Origin of the sequence: Gimesia algae (assembly GCF_007746795.1) — a bacterium.
Lineage (GTDB): Bacteria > Planctomycetota > Planctomycetia > Planctomycetales > Planctomycetaceae > Gimesia > Gimesia algae.
In genome coordinates this window covers 6303923-6319114 of sequence record NZ_CP036343.1, presented here as the reverse complement: position 1 = coordinate 6319114, position 15192 = coordinate 6303923, and the positions used below count along the sequence as shown (strand labels likewise).

The 15192-nt window shown below is 49.1% G+C and carries 9 protein-coding genes; 3 read left to right on the top strand and 6 right to left on the bottom strand.

Annotation, left to right across the window (positions count from 1 at the left end):
* Positions 1–150 precede the first annotated feature (150 nt).
* From Pan161_RS23575 to aroB, 6 genes are all read right to left on the bottom strand, one after another.
* On the bottom strand, positions 151–465 hold the full coding sequence (locus Pan161_RS23575; protein ID WP_145231194.1) for a DUF167 domain-containing protein: 315 nt from the start codon (positions 463–465) through the stop codon (positions 151–153).
* A 21-nt stretch (positions 466–486) separates the two neighbouring features.
* Entirely contained in the window at positions 487–1191 is a 705-nt protein-coding gene (locus tag Pan161_RS23570) for a YggS family pyridoxal phosphate-dependent enzyme (protein WP_145231193.1), read from the bottom strand.
* Positions 1192–1324: 133 nt separating this feature from the next.
* Positions 1325–1729, bottom strand: a complete 405-nt coding sequence (locus Pan161_RS23565) for a hypothetical protein (RefSeq protein WP_145231192.1) — start codon at positions 1727–1729, stop codon at positions 1325–1327.
* A 180-nt stretch (positions 1730–1909) separates the two neighbouring features.
* Positions 1910–2497 (bottom strand): response regulator, encoded by a 588-nt coding sequence (locus Pan161_RS23560; protein WP_145231191.1) that lies wholly within the window; start codon positions 2495–2497, stop codon positions 1910–1912.
* Between the two features lie 46 nt (positions 2498–2543).
* The gene (locus tag Pan161_RS23555) at positions 2544–2927 is read right to left on the bottom strand and encodes an Hpt domain-containing protein (RefSeq protein WP_145231190.1); all 384 of its coding nucleotides are present in this window, start codon (positions 2925–2927) and stop codon (positions 2544–2546) included.
* Positions 2928–3355: 428 nt separating this feature from the next.
* Entirely contained in the window at positions 3356–4528 is a 1173-nt protein-coding gene (gene aroB, locus Pan161_RS23550) for a 3-dehydroquinate synthase (protein ID WP_197995489.1), read from the bottom strand.
* Between the two features lie 119 nt (positions 4529–4647).
* On the opposite strand from aroB, the gene mfd reads away from it, so the two are divergent.
* The 3 genes from mfd to Pan161_RS30725 all read left to right on the top strand — a co-directional run bounded on the left by mfd (position 4648) and on the right by Pan161_RS30725 (position 14944).
* The gene (gene mfd, locus Pan161_RS23545; protein WP_232103446.1) at positions 4648–8085 is read left to right on the top strand and encodes a transcription-repair coupling factor; all 3438 of its coding nucleotides are present in this window, start codon (positions 4648–4650) and stop codon (positions 8083–8085) included.
* Between the two features lie 186 nt (positions 8086–8271).
* On the top strand, positions 8272–9522 hold the full coding sequence (locus Pan161_RS23540; protein ID WP_145231189.1) for a peptidylprolyl isomerase: 1251 nt from the start codon (positions 8272–8274) through the stop codon (positions 9520–9522).
* 412 nt (positions 9523–9934) lie between these two features.
* A complete protein-coding gene (locus tag Pan161_RS30725; RefSeq protein WP_197995488.1) occupies positions 9935–14944 on the top strand; it encodes a hypothetical protein in 5010 nt (1669 codons plus the stop codon).
* Positions 14945–15192: the final 248 nt, after the last annotated feature.

Sequence of the window (15192 nt, the reverse complement as noted above, 5' to 3'; positions counted from 1 at the left end):
TATGACCCTGTCAGGGTGGCTGCAATCTATGTTGACCGAATCCTGTCCAACAGAGAGTCTATTTTGAATTCCAGGGCTTTTTGTGAAAGGTGAGGTCTGGGAAATATCTGGGGAATTATGCCTGGGATCGACTGTCACAGCAAAGAGTGGTTACCGGGACTTTCCTGCAGCAGCAGTGATTCGTGTGTACAATTCTTCCTTGGAGATTTCGTGAATGCGAAAGACCTTCAATGCTGCCGTTTCCCCTTTACATAACTCAATTTGCGATCGTTTCAGTTTGAGCGCCGACTGGATCACTTTGAGCAATGCCTTATTGGCTTTCCCTTTTTCAGGAACCTGTGTGACGCAGACTTTGAGTCTGCCATCATGAATTCCTTCTATCCCGTTTTTACTGGATCGCGGTTGTGCACGTACCGGCAGAAGAATCGCAGTGCCATCCATTTCCAGATTTAATGGTAGATTCACGTTGAGTTCCCAATTCTCGGGTCAGGCCTCAAGCCCTGCAAACAGTGCACTGCCGACTCGCACGAGAGTGGCTCCTTCTTCAATCGCCACCTCAAAATCGCCACTCATGCCCATCGAGAGTTCCTGTAGCCTGGTTTGTTCCGGAGATATCGCCTGTAGAGTATCCCGTAGTTCTGACAGTTCACGAAAGACAGGGCGTGCTGCTTCAGGATCATCTACATGCGGGGCCATCGTCATCAGGCCGTTGATTTGTACGTGCGTGACCTGACAGAGAGACGGCCAGAGTTGAAGCAGTTCCGCTTTCTGAAATCCTTTTTTATTTGCTTCACCTGAAAGGTTCACTTCGATCAGAACACGCGGCTTCAGGTCAGATTCAGCAGCGATGCGGTCGATGGTTTTCAGTAATTTTTCTGAATCGAGGGAGTGGATCAAATGACTGTATTGGATAGTTCGTCTGACCTTATTCCGCTGCAAAGGGCCGATGAAGTGCCAGTGTAAATCCGGGGAAAGGAGCTCAGCCCGCTCTGCGAGTTGCTGGGTACGGCTTTCTGCCAGTTCCCGACAACCAAGTTTGATCAGCTCGGTGACCCAGTCCAGACGGGCATATTTGGTGACGCCGATAAGTGCTACGGATTCGGGAGCACGATGTGCTCTGAGACAGGCCGCTCGGATCCGGTTTTGTATCCCAGTCAAATTCTTGAGGAGGCGGCCAGAGAGGTCTTCCATTACCGATGTGATTCCCGTTTGATTCAGTGGATTCGATTCTTTGGTCAGCTACATGAGTTTCTGAAGATAAAGTTCGAATCATATCTTCCCGGCCTCTCAAAATCCAATTGAGAGCCAGGCTTCTGAAACCGTTTCAGGTAATTACTTTACCTAAAAAGCGAACACCAAATTCCCAGAATTGTTCTTCCTGGATCTCTTTTTGCCTGACAATTTCTGAACGAAACCAGGCGACATGGGTGTCCTGAACAGGAACTCCTACCATGATACTGTTGCGATAGATGGGAAACGGGTAAATGAAAGAGAGGCCGGACTGAGAGATCGAACGAGACCAGACTTTGATGGTTGTTTCCTGGTCGTCTGCAACATCGCTGTCCGGCAATGAGATCCACACAATTCCCCGAAAGTCTTTTCGCTCGTGTGCGCGTTTTTCGGAATAGTGCAGACCGGTTCGCTGATCCATACGATCCAGTGAATCCAGTACGCGTAAGACGGCCCGGTTCTGTTTGACTGTATACTGGTCCAGATTTATCAGACTCATGGGAGTAACCATTGCAGAGATGGAATAAAAATTAATGCTTACCTGATGCGAGCGATGATCAAGTATGTTTCAGGAATACCACAACTATAGTTCTTGTTCAGATACAGTCAAATCCCTCCTTTCATGAATTAAGAAATTATGGTGTCTCGATGTTACGTGGTGTTTTGTAAATCTGCGTTTTTAAACGGTTTCCAGTTGAGCGAGAAAATCCTGCAGTGATTTGACTTCCCCATTCAGGCATTCAATGAACTGTTCTGCGGCTCCGGAATTTCCGGATTCGATGATATCTTTGACCGCATCTTTGATCTTTTGAGCTGGCGTATATAAGTCGACAGCTTGATTGCTTATCGAACCTTCTGGAGCCCCCATGACCATATCTTTTAACGTTTCCTGAAGTTCATCCTGATCCAGCGGTTTGAACATGATTTTGGAAACACCGAGTTCCTTTGCCAGTTTGAGTCGTTGTATATCTTTATCGTTGGAATTCTTTTCCAGGCGTAAAGCAGTCATTAAAATAAACTGGGGAGGATCCAACTGGCCATCATCCGTGAATCGTTCCAGGTGCTGGGCTTCTTTGAATAAATCAACCCCATCCATGCCCCGCATCATCAAGTCTGTGATGACAATATTAATATCATTATCTGTTTTCAGTAGATTCAGAGCCTCAAAACCTGAGGTCGCTGAACAACACCGATAACCGAATTTTTCGATGAGTCTTGCATGAAAGTGACAGGAATAGCCAACATCATCTACAACTAAAATTTTCATTACATCAGCCTTTGGTTTAAAACCAGATTTAGCGGGTAAAGTAGTTTCAATGGCACACTTGAGCCATAAACATATTCAGTTCGCTGATTAATTCCTGCATTTCGTTTTCCAATTCAACGTAACTGATAGAAGCCTCCTGAAGTCGATTCGACTTTCCGAGATCTTCCAGTTCCTGCAACAACAGATAGGGTTCAGCCTTGGTGTAGTTGGCAACGGTTCCTTTAAAGCCATGTGCAGTAATAGCTAATGTCGCTGCGTCTTTTCGTTCGATTGCCAGACTGATTTCACACATCTGCTCAGGAACGATACTCAGAAATAGATCAATTAATTCGGCAAGAAAATCAGTATCGCCGATAGCCATATCCAGAATCCGACCACCGTCAATCAGATGCCACTGTCCTGCTTTGTTTGTTGTATTTGAGTTCGACATCTACATTCTTCCATAACGGGATATTGCGCATACCAGACGACTATTGCTGGAAATGAAGTTTCGCTGGGGCGCAATGAATCTGAGAAAATTTCAGCAGGCCTACAGGTAAGGTTAGTTTCTAATTTCTGTGATGTAGCAAGATCGTCTGAAACAGAAACAGGGGAAGGTGTTTTTTGTAGGAACTCTACAACCTGTGCCGATTGCGAGAATAAAATTGGCAAAAAATTCAGGAAACTTTGTACTTTAGTATGTTTTTGTTCCGTGAATGAATGACGGATTTTGAGGTGTTCCCCTGCAGGCAGTGACACTGCTGATGACACTACTCACCCATTTCAATAGAGAAAACCCGCAGTTAAGTCTGGCAGAAGATGCTTAGAAGCGATCCTGCAAGGGAGTCCTTCAGATTGAGAACCTGCACTAGACACAGTCTAGATTTGAAAATCATCGTCTGTTGCCGCAGGATGTGCCAATTCTTCCAGAACTTCCCGGACCCGACTTTCCGGAATTTCCTTAAAAACTTCGACACGGCCCAGGCAGGTTGGCAGTACGAATCGCAGTTTGCCACCCACGGTTTTTTTATCGAGTTTCATTCGGTCAATGATCTGGTCTGTATCCAGTCGGGTCCCTTTCGGCAGCAGTACCGGTAAACCAAGGGCTTCCAGTAAACGGATTTGACGCTCTGTTTCCTGATGTGAAATCAGATCCAGTTTCTCGGCAAGATAGCTGGCATAGATCATACCGATGGAAACTGCTTCACCATGCATCAGTTCTCCGTATCCACAGAGCGCTTCGAATGCATGTGCAAAAGTATGTCCATAGTTCAAAATCGCACGCAATCCGGAACGTTCATGTTCATCCTGTTCCACAACTTCAGCTTTGAGTTCACAACTGCGGGCGATCACTTGGCGCAGTACATCAGGATCGCGCTGGTTCAGTGCTTCGATATTCTGCTCAAGATAATGAAAGAAGCGGGAATCCAGAATCACACCATACTTCACCACCTCTGCCAGACCGCTGCGGTAATCCCTGACAGGCAGCGTTTCCAGTGTCGAAGTATCAATGAAAACGCCCAGAGGCTGGTAGAACGCACCAATCAGGTTTTTCGCCTGGGGATGGTTCACCCCGACTTTACCTCCCACTGAGCTATCTACATGGGCCAGCAGTGAAGTCGGAACCTGAACAAAGGGGAGACCGCGAACATAAGTTGACGCGACAAAACCGGCAGCATCTCCCGTCACGCCGCCACCAACGGCGATCAATACGGTTTGTCGATCTGCTTTCATCGCGACCAGTCTGTCATACAGGCTGGAGATCACATCGAGTGATTTTGATTTTTCACCCGGTTCAATGATGGCCGTTTCAAATTTCCAGTCATTTGATTTGAGACTCTTTTCGATCGCAGGAGTATGCAGGGTCGACAGATTCCTGTCTGTCACAATAAATGCCGTCTTACTGCCATCTGCCAGCGCATTCCGGTAGGCTGGATTCTGATTCATCCAGTTTTCCAGGGTGTCTGCAAACTGATCAAACTGGTTGCTGACAACCGAAATATGGTAACTGCGTGGCCCCAGAGCGACATTGACATCTAAACTTTCAGACACTTTGCATCCTTCGTACTGGAAAATCGGGTAGGCAGTCGACTGAAAACCTTGTTCAACAGGGTTTTCAAAGGTTTCCGACCAGCTGATCAATCATGCCTCTATCGTAACTCTGTCGCAGGATGAAGTCACGTCGGATTGACTCAAATCGAGCAGCAGAGAAGGTTTTTCGGCAGCAGGCAGGTGACAATCTGGTGCCGCCTGCTAAAATATTCCCGAACATGATGATTTCCCGTGACAGTCAGATTCAGTCGATGCAGGATCTGGTTCCCGTTCTCAGTCGTAGTGATGGATTTGCCGCGGTAACAGCGGCTCTGCGATCCGGACAGAGTGGGACAATAGACGGAGCCTGGGGAGGATCGTGCGCGCTGACGGCGGCAAGTGTAGCTTCCGCTTTGAATTCCGTGCTGCTGATCGTGCTTCCACGACTCTCTGAAATCGATGAATTTACTGGTGACCTGGCCAGTTTTCTGGGAATCATTCCCGAAATCTTTCCTGCCTGGGAGACGCTGCCTGACGAACATGACGTCGCCGATTCGGTATTTGGCGGACGCCTGCGGGTGCTCAGTCAGTTGCAGCAGTCAGGAGAAAATCCTTCGGCTCCCCAGGTGATCGTCACATCATTTCCTGCTCTGCTGCAGCCAGTGCCAAGTCGACAACAGCGGCAAGCAGCGACGCGTCGAATTCAGGTCGGAGATGAAATCGATACTGATGACTTCATGAAATGGTTACTGGAGCGTGGTTTTGAGCGGACCACAGCGATTGAGCTGCCTGGTGAATTCAGTATGCATGGTGGGATTCTGGACCTTTACTCACCGGATTCTGTATTGCCAATCCGTATCGAGTTCTTCGGGGATGAAGTGGAATCGATCAGACAGTTCGATGTTGAAACTCAGCGGACTTTGGAAACCTGTCAGCAGGTTGACCTGACATTGATCTCGCCTGTTCCCGCATCCCCGTCCGACAGGCAACCACAAACTCCAACCCGAGATGAAGACAATACCGCGTCTGAAAGTCTGCTGGATAACCTGCCCTCCGATGCCTGTATCGCATTGGTAGAACTCCCCGAGTTGATTGATGAAGGGAAACGTTATCTGGATCGTCTGGAAAATCCGCGGGGTCTGTTCAGTGTGCCGGCTACCATGTCGCGCTGCACGGACTTTTCCTCAGTGACCATTGCACCGATCTCTGCAGAATCGACCGAAATTTCATGTCACCTACAGATCGAATCTGTAGAGCGGTTTACCCGGGCCAAGTCGGAAATGCTGGAAGAGCTGGCATCGATTACCGGTCCACAGGATACCGTGCTGGTCTGCTGTCACAATCAGGGAGAACAGGATCGTCTGCAGGAGTTGCTGGATGAGTCCGTTCTGGATCTCACCCAACGCGTGAAAACCTGTATTGGCAACCTGGCTCTGGGATTTCGTATCGTGCCCGAACATCTGGTGGTACTCAGTGATCATGAGCTGTTTGGCCGTGCAGATATCAGGCATAAGCCTCGAAAACGTAAAGTTGAGAGTCGGGCGATCGACAGTTTTCTGGATTTAAATGTGGGTGATTATGTTGTGCACCTTTCACACGGAATCGCCCGTTTCCGCGGACTGGAACTGCTGGAGAAAGAAGGTTATCGGGAAGAACATCTTTCGCTGGAATTTCGTGATAAAGTGCAGATGTACGTGCCTGTTTCACTGGTGCATCTGGTTCAGAAATATATCGGTGGAGGCAAGCATGTGCCGCAGCTGTCTAAGCTGGGGACGAAAAGCTGGGCCAGCAAGAAGGAAAAAGCGGCAGAAGCGGTCCGGGATATGGCCAGTGACATGCTGCGACTGCAGGCACAGCGATCGGGGCAACCCGGTATCTCCTATCCTCCCGACAGTCACTGGCAGAAAGAGTTTGAAGCTGCGTTTCCCTATTCGGAGACCGCCGACCAGCTGCACGCCATCAGCGATGTTCGACATGATATGGAACGGGCACAGCCCATGGATCGACTGATCTGTGGCGATGTCGGGTATGGAAAAACAGAAGTTGCGATCCGTGCTGCCTTCAAAGCCATCGACGCCGGTAAGCAGGTTGCTGTCCTGGTGCCGACCACAGTGCTCACAGAACAGCATACCCGTACCTTCAGCGAGCGAATGGCCGATTATCCAATTACTATTCAAGGACTGTCCCGCTTTAAAACCAAAAAAGAACAGCGGGCGATTCTGGAAGGAATGGCTACCGGCAGTGTTGATCTGGTAATCGGCACACATCGTCTGATCCAGAAGGACGTCAAGTTTAAAGACCTGGGGTTGTTGATTATTGATGAAGAGCAGCGGTTTGGTGTGGATGCCAAAGAGATGCTGAAGCGTCTGAGGTTACAGATTGATGTGCTGACCTTGAGTGCAACCCCCGTACCACGAACGCTGCATATGTCCCTGCTGGGGATCCGTGATATCTCCAACCTGATGACAGCGCCCCGTGATCGTGTTCCCATTGAAACCCGGATTACCCGCTTCGATCCTGAATTGATCCGTCACGCGATGGTCCGGGAACTGAACCGCAATGGACAGGTTTATTTCGTACATAATCGCGTACATGATCTGCAGAAATACGCCGATCGAATCCAGCAGATTGTACCGGAAGCGAGAATCGGGATTGGCCACGGACAGATGAAGGAGGCAGAGCTGGAAGCAGCGATGTTGAACTTTGTATCCGGCAATGTTGATATCTTTGTCTGCACAACGATTATTGAAAGTGGGTTGGATATTCCCAATGCCAATACGATTTTTATCCATGATGCGGGGAATCATGGATTATCCGACCTGCATCAGTTGCGGGGACGTGTGGGACGGTCACACCATCGGGCCTATTGTTATCTGCTGTTGCGCGATGGGCAGCTTTTGACTCCGATCGCTGCTAAACGCCTAAAGGCGATTGAAGAGTACAGTGAACTGGGGGCTGGCTTCAAAATTGCAATGCGCGATCTGGAAATTCGCGGTGCCGGGAATATTCTCGGCACCGAACAGAGTGGTCATATTGCAGCTGTTGGGTATGAACTGTATTGTCAGTTACTGGAAAATGCCTGCAGGAAGCTGAAAAATGAGCCCATTCGTGAACATCATCATGTGGCAATTGACCTGCCTTGCACGGCGTATCTGCCTTCCGATTATATTCCTCCCGGTCGAATTAAAATCGAACTCTATCGGAAACTTTCAGCCATACGCTCCATTGAGGAGTTGAACGCTCTGGAAGAAGAGATGGAAGATCGCTTCGGCCCTATTCCGCATCCTGCGCGACAATTATTGATTTTGAAAGAATTACAAATTCTGTCACAACGCTGGCAGGTTGACAGTATTCGACTGGAAGATAACTTTGCGGTATTGGGTTATCGAGACAAAAATCACATACTGGCATTGTCAAAAAGCAATCGGGATCGGATTCCCGTCCGGATCGTGGACCAGAAGTCAGCATACATTCCATTGCCGATTTCTGCTGAGAATACTGAAGAGGTGATGCAGGAACTCAAAACGGTATTGCAACAAACTTTTGATCCGGCCTATAATCCTGCAACATCACCCTGAGTGGTTCAACAGATGAACTCTGCAAGAGGTTCATTGGTTACTGAAAAGGGTGTTGTGGATCTTGAAAACAGTCTGTTTCCCCTTCCTTACACCTCCCTTGTAATTCGGGCTGAATTCAAAATCTAACTACTGATTGTCTCTCAAATTCCCGGTAAATAATTCGTTCATCATGCAGGATGCATCTTGATGCGCTACGCGCAAATATATTTATTGATGATTGCTGTTCTCAGCATTACAGGGTGTGAAACGACTCCTAAAGTCGACAACCCGGTGCTGGGACCACCCCCTCCACGTCTGGAGTCTGCGTTGAAACAGCAGAAGCTGGAACACACGCAGATGGCGAGTCGGTCTGATGACAGAAAAAATATTCTGGAAGGCGACTTCGAGGAATCGGGTAATCCGTTCGAATCGCCAATTATCACTGCCTCATCTAATTCTGATGCTTCCACAACCAGCGCCATCGATGAATCGGTTGAGGAATTAAAAGACAGTACTGTGGTGGCCATGGTCAACGGGACCCCGCTATTCGTCTCAGATATCATTGGCGTCTATGACTTTCAGTTGAAGCAGGCAGAACAGAGAATGCCACCTGAAGAATACCAGAAACTGCGCATCGCTCTGGTAAAACGAGACCTGAAAAATCACATTGAACGTCAGTTGCTGATTCATGAGATGAAAACGACTCTCAAAAAAGAACAGCTGGAGATGCTCCAGGAACATCTGGTAAAGGCCTTCGAAGAAGAAAGAATCCCGGAACTGCAAAAGAATATGGGGGTCAGTTCTCCCCAGGAACTCGAAGATAAACTGAACCAGCAGGGCCGATCGTTGTACTTTGAAAAAGAGATGTTCATGAGGCAGCAATCAGCTCTTCAGTTTATGTCTGTCAAAGCGAAAGCGAAAAATGATTTCAGCCGTGAAGAAGTTCTGGCACGTTATAAATCTAATATCCAGGATTATGCCTACCCCGCTAAAGCACGCTGGCAGCGAATTCGTATTTCCTATGCAAAGCATGGCGGTAAAGAAAAAGCTGTTGGAGTTCTGGACGAAGTAATTCATAAGCTGCAGGCCGGGGAAGATTTTGGGACCCTGGCTGAAAAGTATTCAGATGGACCACGGGCAGAAAAAAAAGGGCAATGGGGCTGGACCGGTCGAGGCAGTCTGGCTGAAACAGAAGTCGAAGCCGCATTGTTTGAACTGCCGATTGGACAGACCAGTCAGGTCTTCGAGACGGATAATTCTTTTCAGATCGTGAAAGTGATTGATCGGAAAGAGGCAGGACATACACCATTTGCTGATGTGCAGACCAAACTGGAGCAAACGATGGTGAATGATGCACGTATGAAAGCGACCAGGGAAACTCTGGATAAACTCTACGACAAAGCGATCATCGAATCGATGTTCGAATACGAAACAGAAGATGAAAAAGTTACAAAATAAGTGGCTTTGTGAAGAGCAAAAATGAAGCTCAGATTAAGATTTGCTTCATGAAATACAGACTGAAAAAGTATTTTGAAAAGCATGCAAATAAAATTGAAATATTTGTCAAAATCATATTGACCTGAAAACGACAAATCGATTATTAACCGCACACACTTCTCTCTACTCTCAATAAATCAAATCACACTATCATTTCTCTGACAATCGTTTGTTAAATTTTGCCCTGGGGCAAACATTCAATAGCGTTTCGTTTTTCTGGAATCCTGGTTAGTCCTGCAAAACTCGTATGGCACTAAATCCAGAATTCGGACTAAAATCCTACCCATAGATAGATAGCGAGTTGGAAGTCATGATGACTCCTCAAAATAAACATAATCACAGTTGGTGTTCTGGCTTGAAGGAGGGACCTACATTGGGCAAGGCATTTGGAGTACTGGCCTGTACGACGCTGATCGCAGCGTCAATGTGGCTGGCCAATCTCGGCAACACGACCAGGAAGGTCGCTGCTGATGTCGAGAATAACGGTCAGTCTGTATCTGGGCGTCAACTACGCTCAGCTCGTTACTATCTGAGTCTGGGGACTCAATATTACGAACGAGGACAATTCGCCGAAGCGGTAGAGGTGCTTGAAAAAGCCTCTGTCTCTCCGGGACGACTGTCCTCCGCCGAGTTCCGCAAAATGAACGAGTACCTGGGCAGGGCTCGGACAAGAGCGGCTGCTCCCCGGGAAAAACAGATTGTCCGAGCACAGTCTCCTGCATCCGACACCGAATACCCTGCGAACTTTTCGAGTCATGCCGGAAAGTCTCCGGAAGAACAGAAGCAACTGGCACGACAGTTACTTCATTCCGCTCGTGAAGATATTAAGCTGAATGAACTGGCCAAAGCCCGTCAGAAGGCAAGCCAGGTCGCAGCCATGCGACTGGAGTATGGTCCTTTCGAAGAACGTCCCGAACAGGTCCTCGCATCCATTGCTCGCGCAGAACAACGCGTACAGAAAAATGCTCCTGTTCAGCAGGCTGGTGGATTTAACAGTCAGAACTCACAAGTGATGCAGGTCGCCGCTGTCGAAGAACCAGCGGGAAGTAATCCCTTCTCACCTTCCGCTGCAAATCCTTTTGATGGTAACCAGGACAGAAAACTGACTGAAAAAGAGCAGGCTTCCGTACTCCTTAAGCAGGCTCGACAATCACTAAAATCTGGCAACTATGATGATGCCCGTACTCTCGCATTGCAGGCTCAGAATTATGATGTTGCCTACCAACTGTTTGAAGACCGCCCTCAACATATTCTGTCTGAAATCGAACGTAAAACCGGTGCCAAAATTTTCGCTGGCAATCGGAAATCAACTCAACAGATCGCACAGTCTTCCCCTGGTTCGTCTGATAAAGACGAGTCAGCACGACTGCTGAAGCAGGCTCGCGCAGAGCTGCAGACGGGTCGACTCGATTCCGCACGGGCTCTGGCTCAACAGGCCAGCCAACTGGATGTCGCTTATCGATTGTTTGACGATCGTCCGGAACTGGTACTCGACGAAATTAAACGTGCCCAGTTTGGTGCAGAAACTCTGGCTTCCACTGGAAACGCCGATGCTGACCGGATGACTGGAGCTGAAGGAGCTTCTAAAGAACAGGCTACCGAATTACTGCGACAGGCGCGACTGGATATTAAGAAACGAGACTTCGCAGGAGCTCGCCAGAAGGTTCAACAGGTTCAGGGAATGAAAGTTTCCTATGATCTGTTTGACGACCGTCCTGAACTGGTTCTGGCAGCCATCGATCGGATCTCTGACGAAGCCGCTACGATTTCCGGTATCAAGGGTTTGCAGCAGAACCAGGATGCCATTCGACCACGGATTAACCGTCTGATGGAACAGGCACAGGTTGCCCTGCAGCAGGGTAATAAAGACGAAGCACTGATGCTGGCTTCCTCTGCTCAGAAACTGGCTGAAACACTGAATATTGAATTTGCTGCTAACAACGAATCTCCTTCAGCTTTCATCAAGCGTGTGGGAACCAGCTCGGCAAGCAAATTTAATCCTGGTAATACTGCCAGTGAAAAGAATAATCCTGAATATGCTCGTAAGCTGGTTGCCGCTGCCCGGAACGATTTAGCTCAAGGGCGAATCGAAGATGCACGACAGAAAGCGGAAGCAGCCCAGCAGGTTGATACTGCCTACAGTCTGTTTGAAGATCGTCCTGAACAGGTTCTGGCAGACATTCGCAATATGGCCGGACAACCAGGCGGACTCTCACAGGAACAGCGGTATGCCGCTGAAAATGAACGTAAAAAACAGTTCTCTCAGAAACTGGTTGCACAGGCACGAACCGATCTGAAAGCTGGTCGTCTTGATACTGCCCGGGTGAATGCCCTGGAAGCTTTGAATGTCGGCGTGGAATTCAAACCTGGTGAAGACAGCCCTCAGTCAATTCTACGAGATCTGGAATCCCGCATGGCAGCACAGCCTCAGCGGGTCGCCCGGATGCAGAAAAATGAAGCCAGCGAGATTGCCGTGATTCATCCCGGTGCGTCTGCTCTGGAACTGTATAATCTTGGTATGCAACGCCTGTCCGAAGGTAATCGGGAGGCTGCCTACCAGTCATTCCTGGCTGCTTATCAGTCGGGTGAAAAACTGGACAATCATCGTGCACAACAGCTGCAGGATGCCGTACGGGAACTGGCTCCTTCCCGGGCAGACAAGATCCGCCTCGTGAAGAACCAGAGTACTGCAGACGATGCGGCTGCCGGTTCGCAGGAACCCAGTAATATTGATCTGGTTCAGCAGAAACAGGCGATTGAGTTCAGCCGCCTGCGATCTGATGTGCTGAATGCCATCTTTAAAGCAGAAAGGATGCGTGAATCAGCTCCTACCGACGCATTGAACATTATCGATCAGACCATGTCGAAAGTCGAAAGTTCCAGTCTGGATAAAAAATCGACCGCCACTCTGATCGGTTCTCTGCAGCGAACACGCGAGTCAATTGACTCCTTCCGTAAGCAGGTTGCTCCTCTGGAAGAGCTGAAAAAGAAGAACCAGGAAGTCGAAGAGTATATCGATGCTCGCATCAAAAATAAAATCCGGGTCGAACAGGAACTGGCCGACCTGGTAGAGAAATTTAATGAACTGGTCGATCAGCGTCGCTATGCGGAAGCAGAAGTGATTGCCAAACAGGCCAAAGACCTTGACCCACAAAACCCTGTGGCAGTCACCATGGAATGGAAGGCTAAATTCCTGAGACGGGATGCATCCAACAATGCGATGCGTGATCGTAAGGAACAGAATACCTGGAATCAGTTGAACGATGTAGAAGAATCTCTGGCAGATGCCTACACATCAGATATCAAGTTTGGTCACGATGCCAAAGAGTGGGCTGAACTGAGCAAACGACGTGATAAATATCATGTCAAAAATCATAACCAGAAAACAGAACGCGAACTGCAGATTGAAGAGAGCCTGGATCGACCAGTGAACCTTCAGTTTGAAGATGAGCCTTTGACAAATGTTATGAGCAAGATTGGGACTCTCACCGGGATCAACATCTTCCTGGACGGTCTGGGACTTGAAGAAGAAGGGGTTACTCCCAGTGCTCCTGTGACGATCAACGTCAATGGAATCAAGTTGCGAAGTGCCTTGAATCTGTTGCTCGAACCTCTGAATCTGTCATACACAATTGATAACGAAGTATTAAAGATCACCAGCCGCATCCGTCAGCAGGGGACTCTGAAAACTCAGACTTACCCGGTGGCTGATCTGGTTGTACCCATTCCGAACTTTGCCGCAAGTGGCAGCATGGCCGCCAATCCCTACAGTCAGATGGGAGCGATCAGCTATGGTTCCGGCATTGGTGGCAATCAGGCTGCTCCTGGTAACTTCCAGGTTGCTGACCCGATAATGGGTGGTGTACCTGGCTCCAATCCCTGGAACAACAACGGAGCGACAGCTCAGGTTGCCGGTGGGGGATCCAATATCGACTTTGATTCTCTGACTGAACTGATTGTCTCGACCGTCGAACCCGATTCCTGGGAAGAGATTGGTGGAGCAGGCAGTGTTCGTCCTTTTGAAACAACATTGAGTCTGGTCATTCGCCAGACCCAGAAAGTCCATGATGAAATTGCCAACCTGCTGGAACAGCTGCGAAGATTGCAGGACCTGCAGGTAACAATCGAAGTTCGCTTCGTCACCGTATCTGACCGGTTCTTCGAACGAATTGGGGTCGACTTTGACTTTAACGTAGCGGATACCGTAGGTAGTCCTACTGTCGATAATAACGGTAACCCGGTTCCTGCCTTCGGTCAGGTCAACCTGCTGAATACCAGCCAGACTGGTGGTGGTCAGCAGGGGGGACAACAGGGGGGACAACAGGGACAGCAGGGGCAGACGACCACATCGAGTGGTCAGACGGGTGGACAAGGGGTTGCACCATTCAGTGATCCACCCACAAGGACTCTGCTCAATTTTGATAACTGGCCCAAATCAGGTACTGTCGTCGGGATGGCCTCACCGGAGTCCTTCACTCCCGACCTGGATGTACAGTTCCGCCAGGGATCATTTGAAATCGGTGTACCTGAATTCGGTAGCTTCAATGCAAATGCCGGTGTGAACGTGGGTCTGGCTATTCTGAGTGACATCGAAGCTTTCTTCTTCATCAACGCTGCTCAGGCAGATGAACGATCAAACCTGATGTTTGCTCCGAAAGTGACACTCTTCAACGGTCAGGTTGCCTTTGTGACCAGTAACGTATCGCGGCCTTTCGTGATCAGTCTGGTACCAACGGTAGGTAACTTTGCTGTCGGGTTCACGCCAATCATCGCAAACATTCCTGAAGGGGTCTCCTTAACAGTCTCGGCTGTGATCTCTGCAGACCGACGCTATGTACGACTCTCAGTTAATCCTAACTTCACCAACGTCACCGATGTCTTTACCTTCTCCTTCCAGGGGGGGACAACCGGCGGCCAGCAGGGTCAACAGGGTCAGCAAGGCCAGCAGGGTGGCCAGCTGGGTCAGCAGGGTGGTGGAAACTTCGGAAACGGAGTAGGAACGGGTGTGGGTGGTATTGGTGGTGCCGGCGGCACAGGCCAGGGTGGCCAGGGTGGCCAGCAAGGTCAACAGGGCCAGCAGGGTCAGCAAGGCCAGCAGGGTGGTGGTCTGGGAACCACGACGATTCAGCAGCCTGTGGTCGAACAGGTGACTGTGACAACCACAGTCAGTGTGCCCGACGGTGGTACTGTGCTCCTGGGCGGTGTTAAACGACTCCGTGAAGGTCGCAGCATGGCCGGTGTTCCGATTCTGAATAAACTGCCCTATGTCAGCCGTCTATTCAAGAATACCGGGGTGGGGCGTGAAACAGAAAGTCTGATGATGATGGTCACTCCCCGTATCATCATCCAGGAAGAAGAAGAGGAAGCACTCCTCGGATACTAAGGAAAACGGAGTTGTCCACAATCGTGGGCGACTCCATAAAGTTGCAGATCGCGGGATCTGCAGAGGGGCTGATCGTCAGCAGCCCCGGGCTCTGGCCGTCGCGAATTCTCCCCCCCTGATTCGCGGCGGCTTTTTTTATTTTTAACGAGTCAGTAGATTTGCGTTTCAGAACAGGCAGAGCTGCTGAATCGATCTTGTGATAAAAAGCTGATTTCAACTAAACTTTCGCCGATATAAATTTTCATTGA